General features: G+C 56.0%; 24 protein-coding genes. 16 read left to right on the forward strand and 8 right to left on the reverse strand.

Features of this window, described 5'->3' with window-relative positions; all coding sequences use genetic code 11:
* Positions 1 to 38: 38 nt before the first annotated feature.
* From M8370_RS07930 to M8370_RS07945, 4 genes are all read right to left on the reverse strand, one after another.
* On the reverse strand, positions 39 to 1556 hold the full coding sequence (locus tag M8370_RS07930; RefSeq protein ID WP_139936505.1) for a carbohydrate porin: 1518 nt from the start codon (positions 1554 to 1556) through the stop codon (positions 39 to 41).
* Positions 1557 to 1725: 169 nt separating this feature from the next.
* Positions 1726 to 2619 carry a fructokinase gene (gene cscK / locus M8370_RS07935; RefSeq protein ID WP_250020741.1) on the reverse strand — a complete coding sequence of 298 codons (894 nt, stop codon included), beginning with the start codon at positions 2617 to 2619 and terminating at the stop codon, positions 1726 to 1728.
* A gap of 88 nt (positions 2620 to 2707) precedes the next feature.
* On the reverse strand, positions 2708 to 3919 hold the full coding sequence (locus M8370_RS07940) for a diguanylate phosphodiesterase (protein ID WP_038420913.1): 1212 nt from the start codon (positions 3917 to 3919) through the stop codon (positions 2708 to 2710).
* A 91-nt stretch (positions 3920 to 4010) separates the two neighbouring features.
* Positions 4011 to 5495, reverse strand: a complete 1485-nt coding sequence (locus tag M8370_RS07945; RefSeq protein WP_250020742.1) for an alpha/beta hydrolase — start codon at positions 5493 to 5495, stop codon at positions 4011 to 4013.
* A 267-nt stretch (positions 5496 to 5762) separates the two neighbouring features.
* Here M8370_RS07945 and M8370_RS07950 point away from each other — a divergent pair, with 267 nt between their 5' ends.
* From M8370_RS07950 to M8370_RS07980, 7 genes are read left to right on the forward strand one after another with little or no spacing between them, the layout of a single operon-like run.
* Positions 5763 to 6617: a MurR/RpiR family transcriptional regulator gene (locus M8370_RS07950; protein WP_013096546.1), complete on the forward strand. Its 855-nt coding sequence runs from the start codon at positions 5763 to 5765 to the stop codon at positions 6615 to 6617.
* 12 nt (positions 6618 to 6629) lie between these two features.
* Positions 6630 to 7205 carry a D-alanyl-D-alanine dipeptidase gene (ddpX, locus tag M8370_RS07955; protein ID WP_013096545.1) on the forward strand — a complete coding sequence of 192 codons (576 nt, stop codon included), beginning with the start codon at positions 6630 to 6632 and terminating at the stop codon, positions 7203 to 7205.
* Positions 7206 to 7220: 15 nt separating this feature from the next.
* On the forward strand, positions 7221 to 8753 hold the full coding sequence (locus M8370_RS07960; RefSeq protein ID WP_023619646.1) for an ABC transporter substrate-binding protein: 1533 nt from the start codon (positions 7221 to 7223) through the stop codon (positions 8751 to 8753).
* Between the two features lie 22 nt (positions 8754 to 8775).
* Positions 8776 to 9798: an ABC transporter permease gene (locus tag M8370_RS07965; RefSeq protein WP_013096543.1), complete on the forward strand. Its 1023-nt coding sequence runs from the start codon at positions 8776 to 8778 to the stop codon at positions 9796 to 9798.
* A complete protein-coding gene (ddpC, locus tag M8370_RS07970; protein ID WP_095455249.1) occupies positions 9795 to 10691 on the forward strand; it encodes a D,D-dipeptide ABC transporter permease in 897 nt (298 codons plus the stop codon). Before M8370_RS07965 ends, ddpC begins: the two co-directional genes overlap by 4 nt.
* A complete protein-coding gene (locus M8370_RS07975; protein WP_013096541.1) occupies positions 10688 to 11674 on the forward strand; it encodes an ABC transporter ATP-binding protein in 987 nt (328 codons plus the stop codon). Before ddpC ends, M8370_RS07975 begins: the two co-directional genes overlap by 4 nt.
* On the forward strand, positions 11667 to 12596 hold the full coding sequence (locus M8370_RS07980) for an ABC transporter ATP-binding protein (RefSeq protein WP_029883328.1): 930 nt from the start codon (positions 11667 to 11669) through the stop codon (positions 12594 to 12596). Before M8370_RS07975 ends, M8370_RS07980 begins: the two co-directional genes overlap by 8 nt.
* Here M8370_RS07980 and M8370_RS07985 read toward each other — a convergent pair.
* Positions 12593 to 13342, reverse strand: coding sequence for an SDR family NAD(P)-dependent oxidoreductase (locus M8370_RS07985; protein ID WP_029883329.1), 750 nt, complete (start codon positions 13340 to 13342; stop codon positions 12593 to 12595). The genes M8370_RS07980 and M8370_RS07985 overlap by 4 nt on opposite strands.
* Before the next feature lie 134 nt (positions 13343 to 13476).
* Between M8370_RS07985 and M8370_RS07990 the strand changes: the two genes are divergently transcribed.
* Positions 13477 to 14382 (forward strand): LysR family transcriptional regulator, encoded by a 906-nt coding sequence (locus tag M8370_RS07990; protein ID WP_029883330.1) that lies wholly within the window; start codon positions 13477 to 13479, stop codon positions 14380 to 14382.
* A 23-nt stretch (positions 14383 to 14405) separates the two neighbouring features.
* Here the strand turns inward: M8370_RS07990 and M8370_RS07995 are convergent, their stop codons facing one another.
* Entirely contained in the window at positions 14406 to 14834 is a 429-nt protein-coding gene (locus M8370_RS07995; protein WP_020690322.1) for an OsmC family protein, read from the reverse strand.
* Between the two features lie 81 nt (positions 14835 to 14915).
* Entirely contained in the window at positions 14916 to 15809 is an 894-nt protein-coding gene (locus M8370_RS08000; RefSeq protein ID WP_181870558.1) for a LysR family transcriptional regulator, read from the reverse strand.
* A 111-nt stretch (positions 15810 to 15920) separates the two neighbouring features.
* Between M8370_RS08000 and M8370_RS08005 the strand changes: the two genes are divergently transcribed.
* From M8370_RS08005 to adhP, 6 genes are all read left to right on the forward strand, one after another.
* The gene (locus tag M8370_RS08005; RefSeq protein WP_114518817.1) at positions 15921 to 16772 is read left to right on the forward strand and encodes a Vmh family MBL fold metallo-hydrolase; all 852 of its coding nucleotides are present in this window, start codon (positions 15921 to 15923) and stop codon (positions 16770 to 16772) included.
* Between the two features lie 232 nt (positions 16773 to 17004).
* A complete protein-coding gene (bdm, locus tag M8370_RS08010; RefSeq protein WP_013096534.1) occupies positions 17005 to 17220 on the forward strand; it encodes a biofilm-dependent modulation protein in 216 nt (71 codons plus the stop codon).
* A gap of 95 nt (positions 17221 to 17315) precedes the next feature.
* Entirely contained in the window at positions 17316 to 17453 is a 138-nt protein-coding gene (gene sra / locus M8370_RS08015) for a stationary-phase-induced ribosome-associated protein (protein WP_013096533.1), read from the forward strand.
* A 176-nt stretch (positions 17454 to 17629) separates the two neighbouring features.
* Positions 17630 to 19327 carry an NAD-dependent malic enzyme gene (locus tag M8370_RS08020; RefSeq protein ID WP_013096532.1) on the forward strand — a complete coding sequence of 566 codons (1698 nt, stop codon included), beginning with the start codon at positions 17630 to 17632 and terminating at the stop codon, positions 19325 to 19327.
* Between the two features lie 327 nt (positions 19328 to 19654).
* Positions 19655 to 21364: an ABC-F family ATP-binding cassette domain-containing protein gene (locus M8370_RS08025; protein WP_129327333.1), complete on the forward strand. Its 1710-nt coding sequence runs from the start codon at positions 19655 to 19657 to the stop codon at positions 21362 to 21364.
* Between the two features lie 195 nt (positions 21365 to 21559).
* Complete coding sequence (gene adhP / locus M8370_RS08030; protein ID WP_013096530.1) at positions 21560 to 22570, forward strand: alcohol dehydrogenase AdhP; 1011 nt, start codon at positions 21560 to 21562, stop codon at positions 22568 to 22570.
* A 61-nt stretch (positions 22571 to 22631) separates the two neighbouring features.
* Here adhP and araJ read toward each other — a convergent pair whose 3' ends face one another.
* A complete protein-coding gene (gene araJ / locus M8370_RS08035) occupies positions 22632 to 23807 on the reverse strand; it encodes an MFS transporter AraJ (RefSeq protein WP_058678657.1) in 1176 nt (391 codons plus the stop codon).
* A 167-nt stretch (positions 23808 to 23974) separates the two neighbouring features.
* Here araJ and ppk2 point away from each other — a divergent pair, with 167 nt between their 5' ends.
* Positions 23975 to 24793, forward strand: a complete 819-nt coding sequence (gene ppk2, locus M8370_RS08040; RefSeq protein ID WP_013096528.1) for a polyphosphate kinase 2 — start codon at positions 23975 to 23977, stop codon at positions 24791 to 24793.
* Positions 24794 to 24896: 103 nt separating this feature from the next.
* A complete protein-coding gene (locus M8370_RS08045) occupies positions 24897 to 25085 on the forward strand; it encodes a type II toxin-antitoxin system CcdA family antitoxin (protein ID WP_109455517.1) in 189 nt (62 codons plus the stop codon).
* The last annotated feature ends 3 nt before the right edge of the window (positions 25086 to 25088 follow it).

Genomic DNA, 25088 nt, shown 5'->3' on the forward strand with positions numbered 1-25088 from the left:
ATGTTTGATACGCTCCCGCCTGGCGGGAGCGTGAAGGGTTAAAACCAGGTTTCCATCTGGACCCCAAAGTTCCATTCCCCGCCAGCGTTAAAGCCGCTGCTGCCAAAGGCGTCATCGCTGGCGTAGTTATCCAGTTTGCTGCTCCAGTCCATCCAGGTGGCAAACAGGCGCAGTTCAGGACGGCTGAAGAAATCGCCAATTTTGCCCGCCTTTAAGGTCGGTGCGAAGGTCAGCTTGTAGAAGCTGCCGTTAACGGCGTTGCGATCTTTGTAGCCTTCCGGGTTCAAATCCATGTACTGATAGCTGCCCTCAAACGCCAGGGCGAAATTCTGCGTAACCTCTTTGATAAGGCGGGTATTGAGCGTAACCCACTCGTAGCTGTCGCCTTTGACGTAGCGGTCTTTACTGCTCTGAGCCAGTACCGCAGGCGCGATATGCCAGCCACCGCCGAGCGGCGTGACACCGTAACTTGCGAAGCGCCAGGTATCGGCTTCTGACAGCAGCGCGCCATCAGAGCCGATGCTTTTAACTTCTGCCCCCAGGCCGTGACCATACAGCAGCGCCGTTTTCGCTGAGCCTTCCCGCAGTCCGTAGAAGCTGTCATTGTGCAGACCCACCAGAGCATGCACGCCGGTGTTCGCCGCATCGGTTTTAATCAGATCGCCATTGCTGTCCTTGCGTTCGTCGTTATCCTTCGCCCGCAGGCCGCTCACCATCAGCTGGAATGGCCCGGCAAAGTGATTCATGCTGAGGATATAGTTCTGAACGTTGTTGTCGATCTGCTCTTCGCTGCCGAAGTTGCGCCCGTAAATCGAGAAGTTGCTGCGCAGCGTATCATTCCACTTCACGTCATAGACACCGCCGCCGGTACCGGCGAGGAACACGACATCAGAATCCAGCCAGTGAATATCAAAGTTATCGCGGTCAAAGCGTTTACCGGCCCAGAAGGTACTCCCTTTCAGCGCGCCAGTGAAATCAGGCAGATTGCCCAGCTCGGCAAAGGCCTGACGAATGTTAAGATCGCTGGTATCGGCTGACCAGTCGTTATAGGTCTTCTGCCCGTCGGCTAACATGGCCTTAAAGCGCGTGGTCGCCCCACTCTCCAGCGTCTGTTTGTGTTCCACATTTAGCTCAACGTAGGTATCCGCTTCGTTACCCAGACGACCGACCGCGCCCCCGGTTTCCCCGGCAGGCGTCAGATACGGACCGCTTTTGCTGCTGGACGCCGCATCATTCATCAGCAGGCCTGAGCGGGCATAACCGTGAAATTCAAAACCACTGCTCTGATCGGCTTTCTTTTCCAGCATCGTGGTACGCTGGGCCACCTCCTGGGTGGTGGTCTGCGTTTGCTGCTGGGCGGCAACCAGCTGCTGCGTTTTTTGTTCTGCTGCCGTCGCGCGTTTCTCCGCATTCTGGGCGCGCATTTCCGCATCCTGAAGACGCTGTTCCAGCGCCGCCAGGCGCGATTCAATGCTTGTCATATCGGTCTGGGCAAAAACAGAGGTACTACCGGCCAGCATGCCAATCATCACGGCAAGTCTGCGTTTTTTATACATTTTGTCGCATCCCTAAAAAAAGTGTTTTGATAATGCTAAATTGCTAAACCGGTTTAGGTTGCTGATACTAAACCCGTGAATTTTGGATCGGCAATACTTTTTGCTAAACCGTTTTAGTAAGTGTGATCGAGGCGACAATTCAGGCCGCCGGTCGGCGGCCAGGAAGGAATTACAGGTTGTGACGGTACGGCAGCGCGGTCATCGCCCCTTTGGCCGTCGTGGCCAGCGCACCACAGCGCTGGGCCAGTGCGAGGATGGCAGCCAGATCCTGGCCTGACGAGGCCAGGCCGAACAGCAACCCTGCGACGAACGCATCGCCTGCGCCGGTGGTGTCAACACACGCCACCGGAGTGGCCGGATAGTGTGTCGTGATGCCCTCATGCCAGGCCATTACCCCCTCTTTACCCAGCGTCACCAGCACCAGTCGGGCCGGACAATGTTGCATCAGCGCCGCCAGACCGGTTTCGATATGGGATTCGCCGGTCAAAAACGTCAGCTCTTCAACGGAGAGCTTCACCACGTCCGCGCGCTGTAGCGCCAGTTCGAGGCAACGGCGGAGCTCGCCCTCATCCTGCCAGAGGTCGGGGCGAATGTTGGGGTCGAAGCTGACAAAACCACCGGCTTTTTTAATTGCATCCATCGCCTGAAAAGTGGCAGAGCGACTCGGCTCCGCGCTGAGCGCAATGGAGCAGACGTGCAGCCACTCTTTGGCCCTGAAAGGCGGCAGATCGGTGGAGTCGAGAAACAGATCGGCGCTCGGCCGAACCATAAACGTAAACGAGCGTTCGCCCTGTTCGTCCAGATCAACCACCACCGTTGAGGTGCGGTGAGCCGGATCGAGGCGCATCCACTGCACATCAACCTGCTCATCCGCCAGCGTTTTCTGCATAAAACGGCCAAACGGATCGTCGCCAACCCTGCCAATAAAGGCACTTTTTCCGCCCAGTCGGGCGATGCCGACCGCCACATTTGCCGGTGCGCCGCCGGGACATTGCAGCAATGTGCCGTCCCCCTCTGGCAGTATATCCACCACTGCATCACCGAGTACCCAGATTTTATCCATGTCATCCCCGTAGCTAAACTATATTAAACCGTTTTAGCTATTTAAACACAGGCTGACCAAAGGGGAAATAATCAGGAAGGAAAAAGCGTTATCGTACCAGGTGTGGCCAGTGAATATCGCCCACCCCGTTAAGCTGCGGCCGGGCAAACAGAAACCCCTGAAAACGGCGAATACCGGCGGATTCCAGCCAGCACCACTCCTCCAGCTTCTCAATGCCTTCCGCCACCAGCGTGATCTCAAGGTCGGTGCAGCAGCTCACTATCGATCGGACAATCGCCTGTTTTGGGCCGCTGAGATGAATATTGCTGACAATTTCCCGATCGATCTTGATTTTATCCGGCTGGAAGCGGGTAAGCAGTGAAAGCCCCGCATACCCGGAGCCGAAATCATCGATCGCCAGGCCAATACCTTCCCCCCGAAGCTGTTTGATCGCGCTGTTGAATTTGTTAAAGCCGGAAATCATCTCGTTTTCAGTTACTTCTATGACCACCTGCTCCGGCTGAAGCCCGTGTTGTCTGATTTGCTCCACCAGAAACTCGACCGCCCCGGGCACCTTGACCAGCGACATGGGAAGCAAATTCACCGCAATTTTATGGCTGCCGATACCCAGTTTCTCCGCAAGCGCAAAGGCATACGCTTTGGTTTGCAGATCCACTTCGTAGAGCTTGTCCTGATCGAGCGTTTTGAAGAAATGTTCCGGGCTCCCGCCATCGTTGCCACGAATAAGCGCTTCAAGTGAACTGATTTTCCCTTCCGAGGGCTCGACTATCGGCTGCAGCGCAAACTGACAGATTTGACCGGCTATCAACCCCATGGCCTCACCGAAGGGCGCTTTTTCACATGCGAGCGTCCATTTTCCCGCATCCACCGGGTTCCTCGTCTGGCCGGTATGTTTCCCGGTGATAAAGGTCTGAATGAATTTGAACACCCGATCATCGGATATGAGATAGCTTTCCAGCTGGCTGTAATGCAAAACCGACTCAAGCACCTCTTTTGGGGACTGGACCTGCAGGTCAAACAGCAGCATGCCGACATTGTCAAACCGTCTGCGGGGGCCGTAATCCCGCATCAGTTCGACGACGCCACTGTGGCGCTCATCATCGCGAATTTTATGGAACAACTTCACGACGCTCTCTTCCGCGCCCTCAAGAATTTGCATGACGTCACAGCCGTTCGAGAGCAGGACACCCGTGATGTTCAGTTTGGCATTGCGGCTTCGTGCTCGTTCTACCAGCGCGCTTAATTCTGCGGACCGGCAGGATAAATGTAACTGGCTTCGATAAATCAGCGTGGTGAGCACAGGAATGGGTTCCAGAATAAGGGAGGCGCCGGGGAAGTTACTGTTTAACATACTTCACCAGCGCTACCTAATAAATTAACAGCTTAAGGGATCACCCTTTTTCCTCCGTCCCGATGCGGTTGTCGATCCGCATCTTCATGTAGTCGTAAAACGGATTTGAGGTCACCCGCATCAGGGTATCTTTACCCACGCTCAGTACGGAGGTCTCTCCCCACAACGCAATGGTGCCCAGGCTGATGCCATAGCGGTTTTTCACGGCAGGATGCCGGCCATACAGATCGTCATCAGGCGGGAAAGGTACGGCGACATGCGAAAGCGAATAGACCTCCGGCGGATACTGCTGCGCCAGCGGCTCCACGGTCTCCTCTGTGCTGCCTGCGGGGATGTGCTTCGCGACCGTGGCGAAACGCTCCGCACTGGCGTTGGTAATAATCGTGACACTGTAACGTCGTTGCGCAGACGGCAAAAGCTCAGAGAGGGCCGTCCACGACGATGGCCGGAATAACGGGCGGAAACTCGCCGCCTGGTTGATATCAAACACCACCAGTTCACTGCCGTTGGCCGGAAGCTGGTCGAATAACCCCGTGACAACCGCACGGGTACTGACGGTGGAATCCATCACCGACTGAAAGGCCAGTACTGGCGGCAACCGATCCAGCGTGTGGTTTTGTGCAGCGCGGCCAATCTGCTCCTGCAGCGCCTTCGTCAATAGCCACGACTGACGCGCCGCGTTTACCGGGAAAGAGTTGTATTTGTAAGGGTTATACTCCGGCGCGATATTCAGCCACGCCGCTTTCGCAAACGCCGGTAACAGTGCCGGTAAGCCTGCGAATCCGGCAAAGCGGGCAAACGCCGTGACGCCGATCATCGGTGACAACAACACCAGTTGCTGAGGTTTTCGCAGCGAAGGCGACTCCAGCGCGTCCAGGGTGTATTTCATCGCCAGCGCCCCGCCGTTGGAATAGCCCACCAGATGCAAAGGAACGTTATCCCCCGCCAGACGGGAGGCTTCGCGCACGGCAAGACGCGTCGCCGCCAGCCACATCTCCCAGTCAATATTTGTCAGCGCCCCTGGTGCCGTCCCGTGTCCGGGCAGACGCGGCACCACGGCCACAAATCCGCGCTGCTGATAATCAACGGCAAGGTGCTTAACGCTATAGGGCGAATCGGTGAGTCCGTGCAGTAAAACCACCGCACCACGCGGTTTACCGGCAGGCATCAGCACAAACGAGCGATTTGCATCCGGAGTAAATTTTCCGGGCCACACCAGGCTCTGACGGTAGTAGCGGTTTAAGGCGGTACGCTCCTCCCCCTTCGTTTTTGCCGTGACCGCGTTATCCAGGTCGGTGAAGATGGCCTTTTCCCGGTCGAGATAGTCAGCAAAGTTCGCCTTATCCAGCTCGCTTACGCTCATTTCATCCGCACGCCAGGTATGCCAGAGATGTAACGCCGGCCCCTGCTGCGAGAGATATACCCGCACTGCCAGCAGCACAACCACGATAATCCCTATGACCATCGCCACTTTCTTTGCGAGAGCCATCAGGCGCACGCTGACACGCCAGGGCAAATTCGCCATGCCGGGTTCCTTCTCTTAGTCACTGTGTTTGTATCTTATCAAAAATGTGAAGGGGCTGACGTATTCACCAAATTCATCTCTGTCGAATCCGACAATGCACCAAAAGTGAACTACGCTGCACAAATGTTGATCATTGGTTAATCAAATATTGCATGAAATTTACAGCACAGCGGCTTTTCGCCGTCATGTGAACATGGCACGCGTCATGCATTGTTAACCAGGTAACATAATTCCGGCCATTGACAGCCGGTTAACAGCGAGGCGGTAATGACCACCAAACCTGAAATGCTGAACCGTATCGAAGCCACCTTCAGCCAGCTGACGCCCAGCGAAAAGCGTGTGGCAAGCTGGATGCTGGCGCACGCCGCGCTGATACCGTTTGAGACGGCAGAGAGCGTGGCGCTGACTACCGGCACCAGCGGTATCACCGTCGGGCGCTTCCTGCGCAAGCTGGGGTATCGCAATCTGGACGATGCCAAAAAAAGCCTGCGCGATCCTTATCAGCCCTGGGGAATGAACGAACGCCTGGACTCCTGGCAACAGCAGCGTCCGCTCTCGGATCGCCTCCAGCACTCCCTTTCGCTGGAGGTGGACGCAATCACCCATGTTTATCAGCTGGCACAAACCGATGTCTTTAAGCAAATCGTCCATCAGCTCACCCATGCTGAGGCGGTGTTTGTGCTGGGTATTCAGTCAACGCGCGGGATTGCCAACGCCTTCTTCAGCCACCTGGAATATCTGCGTCCGCGCGTGAGCTACTCCGAGGGGTTATCCGGCAGTTGGGTTGAATCGCTCAACTCCGGTTTTGACCACCCTTATGTGGTGCTGACCGATACCCGCGCCTATTCCGCCATTGCCCGGCAGTACTGTCGTGTCGCAAGTGAGAAAAGTATTCCGATGGCCCTGATCACCGATATCTGGTGTCCGTGGGCGCGGGATTACCCTATTGATTTATTGCAGGTTAAAACCGATACCGGCCACTTCTGGGATTCGCTGGCCCCTGTGAGCTGTCTTTTCAACCTGCTGCTGTCAGGCGTGGTCCAGGCGCTGGGTGATGCGCTTGCAGACCGTCTGACGATAAACCGTGAATTACAACAAGAGTTTGGACAATTCGAACGCTAAAGGAGCGGAGCTATGCCCGAAGAGAGTGAACTGATTGATGTCGCCAGAATGTTTCCTGAGTTGCATATCGATCTGAAATACGCCACCGCCGACAACCTGACTGGCCGTCCCATTTATCAGGAGGCGCTGTGTTTGCTGCATACCGATGCCGCCACCGCGCTGGCGAAATCGATTGGCATCGCCACGCTCGCCGGACTGAAACTGGTGGTCTACGACGCCTATCGCCCACAGCAGGCCCAGGCGCAGCTGTGGGATGCGTGCCCGAACCCGGAATATGTGGTGGATGTGGCCATTGGCTCCAATCACAGCCGCGGCACGGCCATCGACGTCACCCTGATGGATGAACATAACAACGTGCTGGATATGGGGGCCGGGTTTGATGAGATGGATGACCGTTCTCATCCGTATCACCCCTCCGTGCCGCCGCACGCCCAGCGCAACCGCCTGCTGCTTAACGCCATCATGTTTGGCGGCGGCTTTGTGGGGATCGGCAGCGAATGGTGGCACTTCGAGTTGCCAAACGCCGCCAGTTATCCCCTTCTTGACGATCGTTTCGCCTGTTTTCCGTTGACGCACACCCCTCTTTAAACCTGGAGCACTGCCATGAAAACAACGCTTCTCACGACGCTTATCGCCGCCACGCTGGCCCTGAGCATGCCTGCTGCGCAGGCCGCCGTTCCGAAAGACATGCTGGTGATAGGTAAAGCCGCCGACCCGCAAACCCTCGATCCTGCAATCACCATTGATAACAACGACTGGACCGTCACTTATCCGTCCTATCAGCGTCTGGTGAAGTACAAGCCTGGCACCACGGAGGTCGAAGGCGATCTGTCCACGGGCTGGAAGGCATCTGAGGATCAGAAAGAGTGGACCTTCACCCTGACGGACAACGCGAAATTCTCTGACGGCACGCCGGTCACCGCTGAAGCGGTAAAACTGTCGTTTGAGCGCCTGCTGAAGCTCAGCCAGGGGCCGTCTGAAGCGTTCCCGAAAGATCTCAAAATTGATGCCGTTGATGACCACACGGTGAAGTTCACCCTCAGCCAGCCGTTTGCTCCCTTCCTCTATACCCTGGCGAATGACGGTGCATCGATTATTAACCCGGCCGTACTGAAGGCCAATGCCGCCGATGACGCGCGAGCTTATCTGGCGCAGAACACCGCCGGTTCCGGGCCATTTATGCTGAAGAGCTGGCAAAAAGGTCAGCAGCTGGTGCTGGTGCCTAACCCGCACTGGGCGGGAGATAAGCCCCACTTTAAGCGCGTCTCGGTGAAAATTATCGGTGAAAGCGCGTCGCGTCGCCTGCAGCTTTCCCGTGGCGATCTGGATATTGCCGACTCCCTGCCTGTCGATCAGCTTTCGGCGCTCAAGCAGGAGGGCAAAGTCGCCGTGGCGGAGTATCCGTCCCTGCGCGTGACCTATCTCTATCTCAACAACAGCAAAGCGCCGCTGAATCAGGTGGATTTGCGCCGCGCCGTCTCCTGGGCAACCGATTATCAGGGAATGGTGAAAGGCATTCTCAGCGGTAACGGCAAGCAGATGCGCGGCCCGATCCCGGATGGCATGTGGGGCTTTGACGCCACCGCCATGCAGTACAGCTTTGACGAGGCCAAAGCGAAAGCGGCGCTGGAGAAAGTCAAAGATAAACCGGCCAGCCTGACGTTCCTCTACTCGGACAACGACCCGAACTGGGAGCCTATCGCCCTCTCCACTCAGGCCAGCCTGGGCAAGCTCGGTATCAACGTCAAGCTGGAAAAACTGGCTAACGCCACCATGCGCGACCGCGTGGGTAAAGGCGACTATGACATTGCCATTGGCAACTGGAGCCCGGACTTTGCCGACCCGTACATGTTCATGAACTACTGGTTTGAGTCGGACAAAAAAGGTCTGCCGGGCAACCGCTCGTTCTATGAGAACAAAGAGGTCGATTCCCTGCTGCAGGCGGCGCTGAAAACCACGGACCAGGCGGAGCGCACCCGCGATTACCAGCAGGCGCAGAAGATTGTGATTGACGAAGCGGCCTACGTTTATCTGTTCCAGAAGAACTACCAGCTGGCAATGAACAAAGAGGTCAAAGGCTTCACCTTTAATCCAATGCTCGAGCAGGTGTTCAACATCGCCACCATGAGCAAATAACGGTTTCGCCGGGGGAAAGTGTATGACGTTCTGGAGCATTGTGCGCCAGCGCTGCTGGGGGTTAATCCTGGTAGTAGCCGGTGTCTGTATCATCACCTTTATCATTTCACACCTGATCCCCGGCGATCCGGCCCGCCTGCTGGCCGGTGACCGTGCCAGCGACGAGATAGTGCAGAACATTCGCCAGCAACTGGGACTGGATCAGCCGCTCTATATCCAGTTTGGCCGCTATGTGGACGCCCTGGCGCACGGCGATTTAGGGACCTCTATCCGTACCGGGCGGCCGGTGGCGGAAGATTTAAAAGCCTTCTTCCCTGCCACGCTGGAGCTGGCGTTCTGTTCCCTGCTGCTGGCGCTGGTGATCGGCGTTCCGCTGGGGATTTTATCGGCGGTCTACCGTAACCGCTGGCTGGATCATCTGGTACGGCTGATGGCGATGACCGGGATCTCCACACCGGCCTTCTGGCTGGGTCTGGGCGTCATCGTCTTGTTCTACGGCCATCTTCAGCTTCTGCCCGGCGGCGGCAGGCTGGACGACTGGCTCGACCCGCCGGCCCACGTGACGGGCTTTTATCTGCTGGATGCCCTGCTGGAGGGTAACGGCGAGGTCTTTTTCAACGCCCTGCAACACCTGATTTTACCGTCACTGACGCTGGCGTTTGTTCATCTTGGCATCGTGGCGCGTCAGGTACGTTCCGCCATGCTGGAGCAGCTCAGCGAAGATTACATTCGCACCGCCCGCGCCAGCGGCTTGCCGGGCTGGTATATCGTCCTGCGGTATGCCCTGCCGAATGCGATGATCCCGTCCATTACCGTACTCGGGCTGGCGCTGGGCGATCTGCTTTATGGTGCGGTACTGACCGAAACCGTCTTTGCCTGGCCAGGCATGGGTGCCTGGGTGGTGACCTCCATTCAGGCGCTGGATTTCCCTGCCGTCATGGGCTTCGCCGTGGTGGTTTCACTGGCCTATGTGGTCGTCAATCTGGTGGTTGATCTGCTCTATCTGTGGATTGACCCTCGTATCGGGCGCGGAGGTGCCGAATGATGTTGACTGAGGAAACGCCCGTCCCCGTAAACACAACGAAACCGGGCATCGACTGGCCAAGGTTGTTCTGGATGCTGCGTCAAAGCCCGCTCACGCTGATCGGCGGGGTGATTATGCTGGTGATGCTGTTGCTGATGGTAACTTCACCGTGGATCGTCCCCCATGATCCGAACGCGCTGGATCTCACTGCCCGGTTGCAGGCCCCGTCTGCGCAACACTGGTTTGGTACCGATGAAGTCGGACGCGATCTGTTCAGCCGCGTGCTGGTCGGTAGCCAGCAATCCATTACCGCCGGGCTGGCGGTGGTGGTGATTGCCGGGAGTATCGGCTCGCTGCTGGGCTGTTTGTCCGGCGTGCTGGGCGGGCGCGGCGATGCCATCATTATGCGGGTGATGGACATTATGCTCTCCATTCCCTCCCTGGTACTGACCATGGCGCTGGCGGCGGCGCTTGGGCCGAGTCTGTTTAACGCCATGCTGGCGATTGCGATTGTGCGTATCCCGTTTTACGTTCGCCTGGCGCGCGGGCAAACCCTGGTGGTGCGCCAGTTTACCTATGTGCAGGCCGCCCGTACATTTGGCGCGTCGCGCTGGCATTTGATCAGCTGGCACATTCTGCGTAACGCCCTGCCACCGCTGATCGTGCAGGCCTCACTGGATATTGGCAGCGCCATTCTGATGGCCGCCACGCTGGGCTTTATCGGCCTTGGGGCACAGCAGCCCACCGCCGAATGGGGAGCGATGGTGGCCGTGGGCCGCAACTATGTGCTCGACCAGTGGTGGTACTGCGCCTTTCCTGGTGCGGCAATTCTGATCACTGCCGTCGGGTTTAATCTATTTGGTGACGGCATTCGCGACCTGCTGGATCCGAAATCGGGAGGAAAACAGGCATGAGCGAAGCAGTATTAACCATTGAAGATTTACACCTGAGCTTCCCGATATTTCGCGGTGAAGTTCACGCCCTGAACCACGTATCGCTGGAGATCAAACGCGGCGAGATTGTTGGCGTAGTGGGCGAATCCGGCTCCGGAAAATCGGTAACGGCGATGCTGACCATGCGTCTGCTGCCGGAGGGCAGTTACCGGGTCCATCGCGGGCAGGTAAAACTGTTGGGTGAAGATGTCCTGAATGCATCCGAGAAACAGCTCCGCCAGTGGCGCGGTGCCAAAGTGGCGATGATTTTTCAGGAGCCGATGACAGCGCTGAACCCAACGCGACGAATTGGCAAACAGATGGTGGAGGTGATCCGCCAGCATCAGCCCCTTTCACGGCGTGATGCCGGGAAAAAAGCGATCACCCTGCTGGAAGAGATGCAGATCCCGGATGCGGCGGAGGTCATGGAACGTTATCCGTTCGAGCTGTCCGGTGGCATGCGCCAGCGGGTGATGATTGCGCTGGCCTTCTCCTGCGAGCCTGAACTGATTATTGCCGATGAGCCGACCACCGCACTGGACGTCACCGTCCAGCTACAGGTACTGCGATTGCTGAAGCATAAAGCGCGGGCCAGCGGAACCTCGGTACTGTTCATCAGCCACGATATGGCGGTGGTTTCACAGCTCTGCGATCGGATGTATGTCATGTACGCCGGGAGCGTGATTGAAAGCGGCACCACGCAAACGCTGATCCACCATCCCGTTCATCCCTATTCCATCGGCCTGTTGCAGTGTGCGCCTGAAAACGGCGAGCCGCGCGAGATGCTGCCTGCCATCCCCGGTACAGTGCCCAATCTTAGCCAGCTTCCGCGCGGGTGTGCTTTTCGGGAGCGCTGTTTTGCTGCGGGCGTAAAATGCACTGAAACGCCGCGCTTACTGCCTCAGGGGGCCGAAGGCCAGCGGGCGGCCTGCTGGTATCCGCAACAGGAGAAAACCCATGTCTGACGTACTGCTGGAACTGGATCGCGTGCACGTTAACTTTCCCGCACGCAAAAACTGGCTGGGGCGGGTCACGGAACAGGTGCATGCTCTTAACGGGCTGGATCTTCAGATCCATCGCGGCGAAACGCTGGGGATTGTTGGCGAATCCGGCTGTGGTAAAAGCACACTGGCGCAGCTTTTAATGGGGATGCTCAAACCCAGTGCCGGCCTGTGTGCACGGACAAACCACGCGGGCGGTATGCAGATGGTGTTCCAGGATCCGCTCTCGTCGCTTGACCCGCGTCTGCCGGTCTGGCGCATTATCACCGAGCCGGTGTGGGTGCAAAAACGCAGCAGCGAACGGGAACGACGTCAGCTTGCTGAAAACCTGGCGCAGCAGGTCGGTATCCGCCCGGAATACCTCGACCGCCTGCCGCACGCCTTTTCCGGCGGGCAACGCCAGCGTATTGCTATCGCCCGCGCTCTTTCCTCTGACCCGGACATCATCGTGCTGGATGAGCCCACCAGCGCGCTGGATATTTCCGTACAGGCGCAGATCCTCAATTTACTGGTGAAGCTGCAGCAGGAACGCAATCTGACCTATGTGCTGATATCCCATAACGTCTCGGTTGTCAGGCACATGAGCGATCGCGTGGCGGTGATGTATCTGGGGCAGATTGTCGAACTGGGTACGGCGGCACAGGTGCTGGTTACGCCGCGTCATCCCTACACCAGGCTGCTGCTCGATTCCGTTCCCAGAACCGGTGAGCCGCTGGATGAAAACCTGGCGCTGCGTAAAACGGATCTCCCGGGGAACCGCCATCTGCCCGAGGGGTGCTATTTCCGCGACCGTTGTCCGCAGGCCACGCAGGGGTGTGAACGCCCGCAGCCGCTACAGCCTTCACACGAGGGCCGTAGCGTGCGCTGCTGGCGTAATGTGGATTAAATTTGCGCCATCCCACCATCAACAAACAGCTCGGTGGCGTTAATAAAGCTGGCCGCGTCAGAGGCCAGAAACGCCACCACTTTCCCCACCTCGCCCGGCGCACCTAAACGTCCTAACGGAACCTGTGCAGCCAGCGCATCGTACAGCCCCTGACGATGTTCTTCTGGCACCAGTTCGCCGAGTCCAGGGGTTTTGACGGGGCCAGGACTGACCACGTTGATACGGATCCCACGGCCCTGCAGATCCAGCGCCCAGGAGCGGGCAAAGTTGCGCACGGCGGCTTTGCTGGCGCTGTAGACGCTAAAGTTTGCCGTTCCCTTTATCGACACCGTTGAACCGGTCAGAATAATGGACGAACCGGCAGATAACAGCGGCAGCGCTTTTTGTACTGTAAACAGCACTCCGCGCACGTTTGTGCCGAAAATACGGTCAAACTGCTCCTCGGTGATTGCTCCCAGCGGCAGCATATCTCCGCCACCCGCATTGGCGAACAAAATATCGAGACGCCCTTCTTCTTTTGCTATCTGCGCATAGACTCGATCCAGATCGGCGAGTTGTGAGACGTCGGCACGAATACCCACCGCACGGGAATCAATTTGTGCGACGGCGGCATCCAGCTCGGCCTGTCGACGACCGGTGATATAGACTTTGGCGCCCTGAGCCGCCAGCTCCTGCGCCGTGGCAAGACCAATACCGGTGCTGCCGCCAGTGACCAGTGCGATTTTTTCGAAGAGCGTTGTGTTCATGTCATTTACCTTTTGTTGGGTTTGCGTTGCGCGTTTTTGCTTGCGCTGGAGACACATTAGCCCTTGCCGGATTAGTGAAAAACCAGCAAAAATGAAAATGACTATTCACAGACAGAAATAATCGAGAGAAAAAGATGGACCAGCTCATGGCGATGCGCGCCTTCACGCGGGTTGTGGAAACCGGTAGCTTTACCCGAGCGGCTGATTCGCTAAACATGCCCATTGCCACACTGAGCAAGCTTGTGAAAGCGCTTGAGGCGCATCTTGAAATACGGCTGCTGCACCGTACCACCCGCCGGGTGGTCACGACGCCGGAAGGCGCGGAGTATTATGAAAAAGCGCTCAGGGTGCTCATTGATATCGAAGATATCGATACCTCGTTTCGCGTCTCTCACGCCACACCGAAAGGACATCTGCGGGTGGATATTGGCGGTTCGACTGCCCGCGACGTGCTCATCCCCCTGCTCCCGGATTTCATGCAGCGCTACCCGGATATTCGCATCGATCTTGGCGTGGCGGATCGTCCTGTTGATTTGATCAGCGGCAACGTGGATTGTGTGATCAGAGGCGGTCCGCTGAACGATTCCACCCTTATCGCCCGTCATCTGGGCGACGCCGACATGGTGACCTGCGCAACGCCGGGCTATCTGAAAAAGCACGGCGTTCCGGCTTATCCGCAAGAGTTGCGCAACGGACATAAACTTATAAGCTATCTCTCCCCGGTCACCGGGCGACCCTTTCCGTTTCGCTTCAGGAAAGGCGGCGAGGTGCAGGAGATCGGCATTTCGCACTATCTCGGCGTTAATGAAAGCAATGCGCACCTGGCAGCGGCGGTGGCAGGATTAGGGATCATTCAGACGTTTACGTATTCAGCAAAGACATATCTTCAGGCGGGTACGTTACAAGAAATTTTAAGCGACTGGCGACCGGCCGCGTATCCGTTTCACGTGGTTTATCCGCAAAACCGGCATCTGACGCATCGGCTTAAGGCGTTTATTGCATGGCTGGCAGCGGTTTTTCCTGCTGCGCTGAAGGGATAGCCGGGCCTTCGCCCGGCTCAGGCTTAGTTAAGTTTATAGTCCAGCGTGATTTCCGCTTTCAGTACCTGCGACACCGGGCATCCTGCTTTCGCTTTCTGGATGATGCCGTCGAATTTCTGCGGGTCGATACCCGGTACGGTGACCTTGCTGTTTAGCGCAATTTTGCTGATTGCGAAGCCGCCATCGGTTTTATCCAGCGAGACATCCGCTGTGGTATCGATGGAATCTGCGGTATAGCCCGCTTCACCAATCATCAGCGACAGCGCCATTGAGAAACAGGCGGCGTGAGCTGCGCCAATCAACTCTTCCGGGTTAGTGCCTTTAGCGCCTTCGAAGCGGGTGTTAAAGCCGTAAGGTTGTTGATTCAGGACGCCACTTTCCGTTGAGACCGTCCCTTTGCCATTTTTGATATCACCAGACCAGTGTGCCGAACCGTGCTTATGAATCGTCATTCTTGCTCTCCTTTTGGCTTACAAAGGGGTAAGTATAGACGATGATTCCGGCACACCCTGGAACACAGACAATTCTGTAACCTATTCCCGCTGCACGTCGCCTGACAGATGGTGCGCTATCTCATCAAGAAACACGCGCAACGCTGCGGGCTGAAACTCCCGGGACTGATAAATACCGTGAATGGCTAACGCTTTGGGCGTCAGGCTGCTCAGCAGCGGGACCAGCGTGCCCTGTTCAATCGCGGCATGTGCTTCCTGCTCCGGCAGCATGGCAATGCCGCAATGCTTCACCGCCGCCTCCATCAACAATGACGAGATGCTGGCGCTGAGGTTGCCGCTCACGGCGACGCTGACGTTTTCCCCTTCCGGCGTCAGGAAGTGCCAAGCCTGACCGGCGAAAAAGCTGTAGTGCAGACAGTTGTGCTGCGCTAACTCCTTCACCTGCTCTGGCGTGCCGTGGGTTGCAAGATACTGCGGCGACGCGCACAGCACGGAACGACACTCCCCGAGCCTGCGGGCGATCATCCCGGGCTCTGGGTTATCCGTAATGCGGATCGCCACATCAATGCGTTCCCCTACCAGACTCACCGGGTGGTTGTTCACATCCAGCTCAATGCGCAGCTGCGGGTAGCGCGAAAGCAAGCCGGGCAGCACCGGGGCAATCAGATGCATGGCGGTAAAATGGGCGCAGGCCACCCGTAGCGTGCCTGAAGGGAGATCTTTCTCCGACTGGCCCTCAATTTCCTGCGACAGCTGGGACAGCGTTCGCGTTTTTAGCAGCACCTTCTCTCCGGCCGCCGTCAGCGTCAGCTTGCGCGTCGAGCGGTTTACCAGCCGCGTACCGGCCCACTTCTCCATTTGCTCAAGATAGCGGCTCACCATCGGACGGGAGATACCCAACGCCCGGGCCGCTGCACTCAGGCTTCCCAGCTCGCATATCCGGTTATAGACCTGAGCGGCAATAACGCGATCCATATCACACCCCATTTGCTCGATTTATGAAACAAAGCATGTCTTGTTTCAGGAATTCTGGCAAATGCGAATATCCGTACAATAAAGACTTTCCTGAACAACAGAGACATCAGAATGAAATTCACTCACCTTGCACTGCTTTCCACGCTTATCACGCCCGCGGTGTTGGCTGCGCCATTAACCATTGATACCTATAATCCGCAGAACAAAGGGATGTTTGCGGTCTCCTCCACGCTGGTCTCTGGTCCAAAAGAGGCCGTGCTGTTTGACGCCCAGTTCAGCGTCAAAGATGGCGAAGCGCTGGTCGACAAAATTCGCAAAAGCGGGAAAACCCTGAACAAAATCGTCATTACCTCTGGCGATCCGGATTTCTATTTTGGACTGCAACCGCTGGTGAAAGCCTTCCCGAATGCCAAAGTGGTGGCCACACAGCAGGTGGTTGACCATATCAAGGCCACCAAAGACGCCAAGCTTGCCTTCTGGGGACCGCAGATGAAAGACGGTGCGCCAACCGAACTTATCGTTCCGCAGGTACTGGCATCCACTACCTTCATGGTGGACGGCGAGAAGATTGATATCGAGCAGCCAGAAAGCTACGCCGCCTATGTCTGGATCCCTTCGGCTAAAACTATCCTCGGTGGCACCGGTGTCGCCTGGGGTATCCACGTCTGGACGGCAGACACCCAGACGCCAGCCAGCCGCAAGGAGTGGCAACAGACGCTGGAAAGCATGGCGGCACATAAGCCTGAACGCGTGATCCCGGGTCACTATCTGGGAACACCACCGGCAGGCAGCGGTGCTATCGACTTTACCCGTGATTATCTCCAGCACTTCGAACAGGCGTTGTCAGAACATAAAACATCGACAGGCGTGATCAACGCCATGAAAAAACAGTATCCGGGTCTGGCTGAAGAGAGCTCGCTGGAATTAAGCGCCAAAGTGAATACTGGCGAAATGAAGTGGTAATGTAAAATCTGCTCCTGCTATATTTCAGTGATAGCAGGAGCACCTGCAGAATATCCTCGCGGCAAACCCTCAATATATCCTCCCATTCTAAAAGCGCATAAAAGCATGCACTTATGTCATTTTTATTTCTAAGATGAATCTTAGACACAGCGGCCAAAATATTTGCCATTCTGTTTGTGAATTAAATTTTTTGCGAGCCGTACCATTAAACAGACAACGACACGGAGGCAGCATGTTTACTTATTACCCGGCCAATACTGCAGCAGCACAACCTGAACTCGTTAACGCGATTGCACAGGGTCTTCACGCCGAGCATGGTGCTGTGACTGAAGATGACATTTTGATGGAACTGACCAAGTGGGTGGAATCCACAGACAATGACATCCTCAGTGACATCTACCAGCAGACCATTAACTACGTCGTCAGCGGGCAAAACGCACCTTTGTAAAAACCTGCTAAGCTGGATCTGCAACCTAAGGGGTTACATTTCGTTTGCGTAAGCGAACTGGTCCTTAAAACTATCAACAGGATTGAGGAGTTAACATGAAATCGAACCGTCAGGCACGCCATATACTGGGACTGAACTACAAGCTTTCTAACCAACGTAAAGTGGTGATTGAAGGCGACAGTGAAACACAGGTCACTCACGCCACCGGCAGAAAACGCCACGCGGGCAAGTAAGTTCCCAGGAGAGATCCTCAACACCATCGGCAAAACCGATGGTGTTTTTGTTTATGTGTTGCGGTAATTAATATTTAGCTCCTTTATAATACCGCCTGACCGCACCCCATCGCACAGGCCAGAAAGATGACAAACAGCAGTGTCAGGGACGGATCTTCAAAAAAAGAGTGAGTGACATGGACAACAAACTGAAAAAACATCGTTCCCTATATATCCCTTATGCCGGCCCGGTATTACTCGAATTCCCCCTGCTCAACAAAGGTAGCGCCTTCAGCATGGAAGAGCGCAGCAGCTTCAACCTGCTCGGTTTGCTGCCAGAAGTGGTGGAAACCATTGAAGAACAGGCAGAGCGCGCGTGGATCCAGTATCAGGGTTTCAAAACCGAAATCGACAAACATATTTACCTGCGCAACATTCAGGACACCAACGAAACCCTCTTCTATCGTCTGGTACAAAATCATCTCGAAGAGATGATGCCGGTGATCTACACCCCAACGGTGGGTGCCGCCTGTGAACGCTTCTCAGAGATCTACCGTCGCTCCCGTGGCGTCTTTATCTCTTATCAGAACCGCCACAACATGGACGATATTCTGCAGAACGTGCCGAACCACAATATCAAAGTGATCGTGGTGACCGACGGCGAACGTATTCTGGGTCTCGGTGACCAGGGTATTGGCGGCATGGGGATCCCAATCGGTAAGCTCTCTCTGTATACCGCCTGCGGCGGCATCAGCCCGGCGTATACCCTGCCGGTGGTGCTGGATGTGGGCACCAACAACCAGCAGTTGCTTAACGACCCGCTGTATATGGGCTGGCGTCATCCGCGTATCACCGACGACGAGTACTATCAGTTTGTCGATGATTTCATCCAGGCGGTCAAGCACCGCTGGCCGGACGTGCTGCTGCAGTTTGAAGACTTCGCGCAGAAAAACGCGATGCCGTTGCTGAACCGCTATCGCGATGAGATCTGCTCTTTTAACGATGATATTCAGGGCACCGCCGCGGTCACCGTCGGCACGCTGATTGCCGCCAGTCGCGCGGCAGGCAGCCAACTGAGCTATCAGAAAATTGTCTTCCTGGGCGCAGGCTCTGCGGGTTGTGGTATCGCCGAGCAGATTATCGCCCAGACGCAGCGTGAAGGGCTAAGCGAAGAGCTGGCGCGCTCCCGCGTGTTCATGGTCGACCGTTTCGGCCTGCTGACCGACGGCATGCCAAACCTGCTGCCGTTCCAGACCAAGCTGGTGCAGAAACGTGAGAACCTGAAGAACTGGGACACCGACAACGAAGTGCTCTCTCTGCTGGACGTAGTGCGCAACGTGAAGCCGGATATCCTGATTGGCGTCTCCGGTCAGACGGGGCTGTTCACGGAAGAGATCATTCGTGAGATGCACAAGCACTGCGAACGCCCTATCGTGATGCCGCTCTCCAACCCGACCTCGCGCGTGGAAGCAACGCCGCAGGACATCATTGCCTGGACCGAAGGGAACGCGCTGGTCGCAACCGGCAGCCCGTTCGATCCGGTGGTGTGGAAGGACAAAACCTATCCTATTGCCCAGTGCAACAACTCCTACATTTTCCCGGGCATTGGTCTGGGTGTGATCGCCTCCGGCGCGTCGCGCATTACCGATGAGATGCTGATGTCGGCAAGCGAAACCCTGGCGGGCCACTCGCCGCTGGTGAACGATGGCGAAGGACTGGTGCTGCCAGAGCTGAAAGACATTCACAAGGTGTCGCGTGCTATCGCGTTCGCGGTCGGGAAAATGGCCCAGCAGCAGGGTGTGGCAGTGAAAACCTCTGCCGACGCGCTGCAGCAGGCCATCGACGACAACTTCTGGATGCCGGAATACCGCAGCTACCGTCGTACTTCGATCTAACACTGTGTTCCGACCGTTCCCTCTCCCTGTGGGAGAGGGAATTACATTCGTCCCCCCTAGCCAAACCGCCTTTCCCCCGCTACACTCCTTTCATCCATTAACCCACTGAATATATAAGGAGGCCAATTATGCTGTACTGTGAAATTTTCAATGTTTCACATGCATTTGGTGATCGCACCAGCTCAAGCGTTATCGGTATCGTGCTGCGATAACTTCTGCTTGAGCGAAGACACCAACCCCTGAAATCCCTTCTCTCGGGCTTACTGAGTTATCGTCAGCGATGTTTGACGAGGCATAAACATGCCTGTAACTCTTGGGTAAGCAACAATGAGCATTTTACTCACTGCACAATCTTTACGTGTTGATACGGCGTTTGGCACGCTCTTCGACTCCCTCTCCTTTACGCTGAAAAAAGGCGACCGCATTGGCCTGCTGGGCGACAACGGCTGCGGCAAAAGTACGCTGCTGAAGGTGCTGGACGGCACAGATTCTCCCGCTGCCGGAAGCGTCGCGCTGGCCGGACACTGTCTGATGGCGCGCGTTGAGCAACATCTGCCAGAAGCCATTTATCCTCTGACCATGCTGGATGCCGTGCTGGCGCAACTGCCCACGACTGAGCGCGAGAGCCTGCGCTGGAAAGCAGAAACGCTGCTGGCAGGTATGGGCTTTACGCCGCAGGACATGGCCTTAACGTCGGCGACGCTGAGCGGCGGGCAACACACGCGTCTCCTGCTCGCGCGGGCGTTGATCGGCGAGCCGGATCTGTTACTGCTGGACGAGCCGAGCAACCACCTCGATTTGCCTACCATGCTCTGGCTGGAGCAGTTTTTACAGAACTGGTCCGGCAGCTTTGTACTGGTCTCGCACGACAGGCAGTTGCTGGATGCCGTCACCAACGGCAGCTGGATCCTGCGCGATAAGATGTTGCACTACTTCGCCCTTCCCTGCACCGCCGCGCGCCAGGCGCTGGTGGCGAAAGACGAAAGCGATGCGCTGCGGCATAAGGCGGAGCAAAAGGAGATCGACCGCGTAACCGCCAGTGCCAGACGGCTGGCCACCTGGGGCAAAGTCTACGATAACGAAGATCTGGCCCGCAAAGCCAAACAGATGGAAAAACAGGTCGAGCGGCTAAAGGAGAGCCAGACAGAGCTCACGGCAGGCAGTCCGTGGACGTTAACCCTGCGTGGTGATGCCCTGCGGGCGGACCGACTGCTGGAGATGGAAAACCTCGGCGTACCGCCTGCACCTGGTTTGCCCGATCTATTTCACGTCGACATTGCGCGGCTTAAAAGTGGCGATCGCGTGGCTATCGTCGGGCGTAACGGCTGCGGCAAATCATCGCTGATGAAGCTCATCTGGCGGCATTTCTCAGGTGAACCGTCAGAGGCTGGGCTAAAACTCCATCCTCGCGTGTCGCCAGGCTATTACGACCAGACGCTGAATCAGCTTCCGGATGAGGCAACGATCTTCGACGCGCTGGAGCCTTTTGCGCCAGCGCCACAGGATCGCAAGATGGCGCTTATCAGCGCCGGGTTCCCGTGGGCGCGTCACGGGCAAAAGGTCAGCACCCTCAGCGGGGGGGAGCGTTCGCGCCTGCTGTTTGTCGGCCTGACGCTTGCCCGTTATAGCCTGCTGATGCTGGATGAGCCTACCAACCACCTGGACATGGAAGGCAAAGAGGCGCTGGCCACTACCCTGCAACAGTTTGACGGCGGAGTGCTGCTGGTCAGCCATGACCGGCAGCTGATCGCCCAAAGCTGCAATCGCTTCTGGCTGATTGAGGACGGTTTGCTGAGCGAATGGCATGACGCCGAAGCGGTGTTCGAACGGCTGCGTGAACGCACAGGCCTGATGGCGTCGTCGGCGTCACCCGCAGTCGCGGATGTTAAAGCGCAAGCATCGGACGATCTGCTTGAAAGGCTGATCGCGCTGGAAACGCTACTCGCAGAAGACCTGGCGCGTAAGCCTAAGCATCAGAAACCACAGCTGCAGGCGCAATGGCGCAAAGAGATTGAGGTGATAGAAGCAAAACTGTAGATCTGTGCCCGGCGAGCTTCTCGCCGGGCCAGTGAATTCCCCCCTAATTATTAGAGGATCGCTGTATTCTTAATCTGAAATCGCATCAATTGGTGACATTATGTTGCCGCCGCCTTGCATAACACCTCTAAACTATTAATCCTTAAGTAGTATTCCCCTGCGATACACATACCCATCAGAAACAAGGAGAAACCTATGAAGGCTGCTGTTGTTACACAGGATCATCAGGTCAATGTTACCGAAAAAACCTTACGCCCACTGAAGCACGGCGAAGCCCTGCTCAAAATGGAGTGCTGTGGCGTTTGCCATACTGACCTCCACGTCAAAAATGGCGATTTCGGTGATAAAACCGGTGTGATCCTGGGCCACGAAGGGATTGGGATCGTGAAAGAAGTTGGGCCTGGCGTGACGTCACTGAAAGTCGGCGACCGTGCAAGCGTCGCGTGGTTCTTTGAGGGCTGCGGCCACTGTGAATACTGTAATACCGGCAACGAAACCCTGTGCCGCGATGTGAAAAACGCCGGTTATTCCGTTGATGGCGGCATGGCTGAAGAGTGCATTGTCACCGCGGATTACGCGGTAAAAGTGCCTGACGGGCTGGATTCCGCTGCGGCCAGCAGCATAACCTGTGCCGGCGTCACCACTTACAAAGCGGTAAAAGTCTCCCATATCAAGCCGGGCCAGTGGATTGCGATCTACGGCCTGGGCGGACTGGGTAACCTCGCGCTGCAGTATGCGAAAAACGTCTTCAACGCCAAAGTCATCGCCCTTGACGTTAACGACGAACAGCTGAAGCTGGCTGCAAGCATGGGGGCGGATTTAACCATCAACTCCCGCAGCGAAGATGCCGCTAAAATCGTGCAGGAAAAAACCGGCGGCGCGCATGCGGCTGTGGTAACGGCGGTCGCGAAAGCAGCGTTTAACTCGGCGGTGGACGCGGTGCGTGCCGGTGGTCGCGTGGTGGCCGTTGGCCTGCCGCCGGAAGCCATGAGTCTTGATATCCCCCGTCTGGTGCTGGACGGTATCCAGGTGGTCGGCTCGCTGGTTGGTACCCGTCAGGATCTGCAGGAAGCGTTCCAGTTTGCAGCCGAAGGCAAAGTGGTGCCAAAAGTGACGATGCGCCCGCTGGAAGATATCAACGCCATCTTCAAAGAGATGGAACAGGGCCAGATCCGCGGCCGTATGGTGATTGATTTACGCTCGTAACGGTCCGTACCCACTAACCGCTCCGTTTATGGGGCGGTTTTTTATGACCATATTCCGGCACTCAGGCCAGCGCACGAGCATCAGACTGAGCCCGCCGGGCGCGCAGATAGCCATACGCCAGCAGCGCGCTCATCGCAAGGAAGGATAAAATCGCCGCCGGTAGCGTGACATAGCTCCAGCTGAAACCGAGCGTAATCATCATTCCGCCAAAATACGCGCCAATCGCACTGCCCAGGTTAAACGCCATCTGTCCGCCTGCGGCACCAAGCATTTCCCCTCCTTTCGCATTTTGCAGCAGCAGAATTTGCAGTGGTGCAGAGAGTGCGAACAGCCCGGCACAGCAGATAAACCCCATCACCAACGACGCGGTTTTCTGTTCACCAAAGGCGAAAAGCAATAACAGTGAGGCGACAATCACCATATCGGTGGTGGCAGCAATACGCAGCGGGCTGAAACGGCCCGATAGTTTCCCGCTCAGCAGGTTACCCAGCACCATGCCGAGGCCCATCAACATCATGATGATCGTCATCAGCCCCTCGGAGAAGCCAGAGACATTGACCATAAACGGCTTCACAAAACTGAACCACGCAAAAACACCAGCGTTGCCAAACATGGTGGCGGCGAAGATCAGCCACGGTTCCGGTTTTTTCAGGAAGTGAAACTGCTCGGTGAGTTTTATTTCTGATGCGTCATGAAGGTTTGGTACCCACACCAGCACCGAGAGGATCACCAGCGCGTCAAACAGGGCTATCAGGAAAAAGGTATAACGCCAGTTGAATGTATGCCCTAGCCAGGTTCCAAACGGAACCCCCACCAGATTCGCCACGGTCATCCCGGCGATCATCCCCGCCACGGCCACCGTCACCTTACCCGGTGGCGCTATTTTCGAGAGGATAATCGCCCCCACACCGAAAATTGCGCCGTGCGGGAACCCCGAGATTAAGCGCCCTGCAGCCAGCCAAAAATAGGATGTGGAAAAGGTAAACATCGCGTTGCCCACCGCACACAGGGCAACCAGAAACAGCAGCGTGGTTTTTAACGAGAACTTACTGGAAAACAGCGCCACAATCGGCGCGCCAATCACCACGCCAAAGGCGTAAAACGAAATCATATTTCCGGCGGAGGGAATGGAAATACCGGTATCATGCGCCAGTTCCGTCAGGACACCCATAATGCCAAATTCAGCCATGCCCAGGCCAAACGTGCTAAGGGCTAACGAGAAAATTGTCTTTTTCATACCACAACCACGAGTGAAAATTCGCAGCGGGCATTATTGAATAATCTTGTATGGTGAGCCAGTTCAAATCAGCAGACTGACACGTTAATCCATTAATTCAGGTGAATTACACTTCTTAATGCGGCCTCGCTTCTTCCCCGCGATCGGACAACCTGAGGATGACAATCATGGCAAGTAACAAGAAAACCAGCGTCGCTGTTGATGTCGTTAAAAATGCCCCTCTGAAAACAAAAGAGTATGAAAAAGAGCTTCGTCGCCTTCACGTTGAACTGGTCAAACTCCAGCAATGGGTTGTCGCCAAAGGATTGAAAGTCTGCATCGTGTTTGAGGGACGCGACGGGGCCGGTAAAGGCGGCACCATAAAAGCGATAACCGAACGCGTCAGCCCGCGCGTATTCCGGGTTGTCGCGCTGCCTGCGCCTACAGAAAAAGAGAAAACGCAGCTCTATTTCCAGCGTTATGTTCCGCACCTGCCCGCTGCCGGTGAAATCGTTATTTTTGACCGCAGCTGGTACAACCGCGCAGGCGTTGAACGGGTGATGGGGTTCTGCACGCCGGAACAGGTTGAAAAGTTTCTTGATGGCGCACCGGTGATGGAAAAAGCGATGGTCGATGCCGGGATCATTTTGCTGAAATACTGGCTTGAAGTGACGCCGAAAGAGCAGGAACGCAGGCTACGCGATCGCATCAACGATGGCCGCAAGATCTGGAAATTATCGCCTATGGATATTAAATCGTTCAATTTATGGGATGAATACACCGTAGCGCGGGATGCCATGTTTGCCTCCACGGACACTGCCTGGGCACCGTGGTTTGTGGCGCGCTCGGAAGATAAAAAACGCGTGCGGTTGAATATTATCTCCCATCTGCTTTCGCAGATCCCGTATAAAGAACTTCACGTTGAAAAAGTGGATTTGCCGAAGCGAAAAATTGGCAAAGTCAAACCGACAAAATATCCTTTCCGATATATTGCGGAGAAATTCTGATAAGCTGGAATACGGCTCGCATAATGAAGATTACCAGGGGAAACGGTATTGTTTTTTGTTGGCTGCGGTTGATAATGACCGCACCAACAAAGGAGGCTAAAAAATGAAACCAAACCGAACAAAAAACTGCAGTGGCAGACTACCCCGGATAGAGAGAATACCGCGTCAGGCCTTGACTCCAGAGGAACGTAAACGCCAGCACCATCAGGATCAGGAGTTCATAAAAGCAATGAATGAATTTACTGCTAAAGCGGGATTATTATCAGATGACCCTTATTTTGGAGGGCTTTAATGT

Source organism: Enterobacter cloacae complex sp. OE43NF (assembly GCF_023544405.1).
In the GTDB taxonomy this organism is placed as follows: domain Bacteria; phylum Pseudomonadota; class Gammaproteobacteria; order Enterobacterales; family Enterobacteriaceae; genus Enterobacter; species Enterobacter cloacae.

Bases quoted from the DNA above. Each gene is read 5' to 3' on its own strand.
- M8370_RS07985 (WP_029883329.1), bottom strand. From the start codon at position 13,342: ATGAACACAACGCTCTTCGAAAAAATCGCACTGGTCACTGGCGGCAGC.
- M8370_RS08020 (WP_013096532.1), top strand. From the start codon at position 17,630: ATGGACAACAAACTGAAAAAACATCGTTCCCTATATATCCCTTATGCC.
- M8370_RS07975 (WP_013096541.1), top strand. From the start codon at position 10,688: ATGAGCGAAGCAGTATTAACCATTGAAGATTTACACCTGAGCTTCCCG.
- cscK (WP_250020741.1), bottom strand. From the start codon at position 2,619: ATGGATAAAATCTGGGTACTCGGTGATGCAGTGGTGGATATACTGCCA.
- sra (WP_013096533.1), top strand. From the start codon at position 17,316: ATGAAATCGAACCGTCAGGCACGCCATATACTGGGACTGAACTACAAG.
- M8370_RS08000 (WP_181870558.1), bottom strand. From the start codon at position 15,809: ATGGATCGCGTTATTGCCGCTCAGGTCTATAACCGGATATGCGAGCTG.
- M8370_RS08045 (WP_109455517.1), top strand. From the start codon at position 24,897: ATGAAACCAAACCGAACAAAAAACTGCAGTGGCAGACTACCCCGGATA.
- M8370_RS07945 (WP_250020742.1), bottom strand. From the start codon at position 5,495: ATGGCGAATTTGCCCTGGCGTGTCAGCGTGCGCCTGATGGCTCTCGCA.
- M8370_RS07950 (WP_013096546.1), top strand. From the start codon at position 5,763: ATGACCACCAAACCTGAAATGCTGAACCGTATCGAAGCCACCTTCAGC.
- ppk2 (WP_013096528.1), top strand. From the start codon at position 23,975: ATGGCAAGTAACAAGAAAACCAGCGTCGCTGTTGATGTCGTTAAAAAT.
- araJ (WP_058678657.1), bottom strand. From the start codon at position 23,807: ATGAAAAAGACAATTTTCTCGTTAGCCCTTAGCACGTTTGGCCTGGGC.
- M8370_RS08005 (WP_114518817.1), top strand. From the start codon at position 15,921: ATGAAATTCACTCACCTTGCACTGCTTTCCACGCTTATCACGCCCGCG.
- ddpC (WP_095455249.1), top strand. From the start codon at position 9,795: ATGATGTTGACTGAGGAAACGCCCGTCCCCGTAAACACAACGAAACCG.
- M8370_RS07995 (WP_020690322.1), bottom strand. From the start codon at position 14,834: ATGACGATTCATAAGCACGGTTCGGCACACTGGTCTGGTGATATCAAA.
- M8370_RS07965 (WP_013096543.1), top strand. From the start codon at position 8,776: ATGACGTTCTGGAGCATTGTGCGCCAGCGCTGCTGGGGGTTAATCCTG.
- M8370_RS07930 (WP_139936505.1), bottom strand. From the start codon at position 1,556: ATGTATAAAAAACGCAGACTTGCCGTGATGATTGGCATGCTGGCCGGT.
- M8370_RS07980 (WP_029883328.1), top strand. From the start codon at position 11,667: ATGTCTGACGTACTGCTGGAACTGGATCGCGTGCACGTTAACTTTCCC.
- ddpX (WP_013096545.1), top strand. From the start codon at position 6,630: ATGCCCGAAGAGAGTGAACTGATTGATGTCGCCAGAATGTTTCCTGAG.
- M8370_RS07990 (WP_029883330.1), top strand. From the start codon at position 13,477: ATGGACCAGCTCATGGCGATGCGCGCCTTCACGCGGGTTGTGGAAACC.
- M8370_RS08025 (WP_129327333.1), top strand. From the start codon at position 19,655: ATGAGCATTTTACTCACTGCACAATCTTTACGTGTTGATACGGCGTTT.
- adhP (WP_013096530.1), top strand. From the start codon at position 21,560: ATGAAGGCTGCTGTTGTTACACAGGATCATCAGGTCAATGTTACCGAA.
- bdm (WP_013096534.1), top strand. From the start codon at position 17,005: ATGTTTACTTATTACCCGGCCAATACTGCAGCAGCACAACCTGAACTC.
- M8370_RS07960 (WP_023619646.1), top strand. From the start codon at position 7,221: ATGAAAACAACGCTTCTCACGACGCTTATCGCCGCCACGCTGGCCCTG.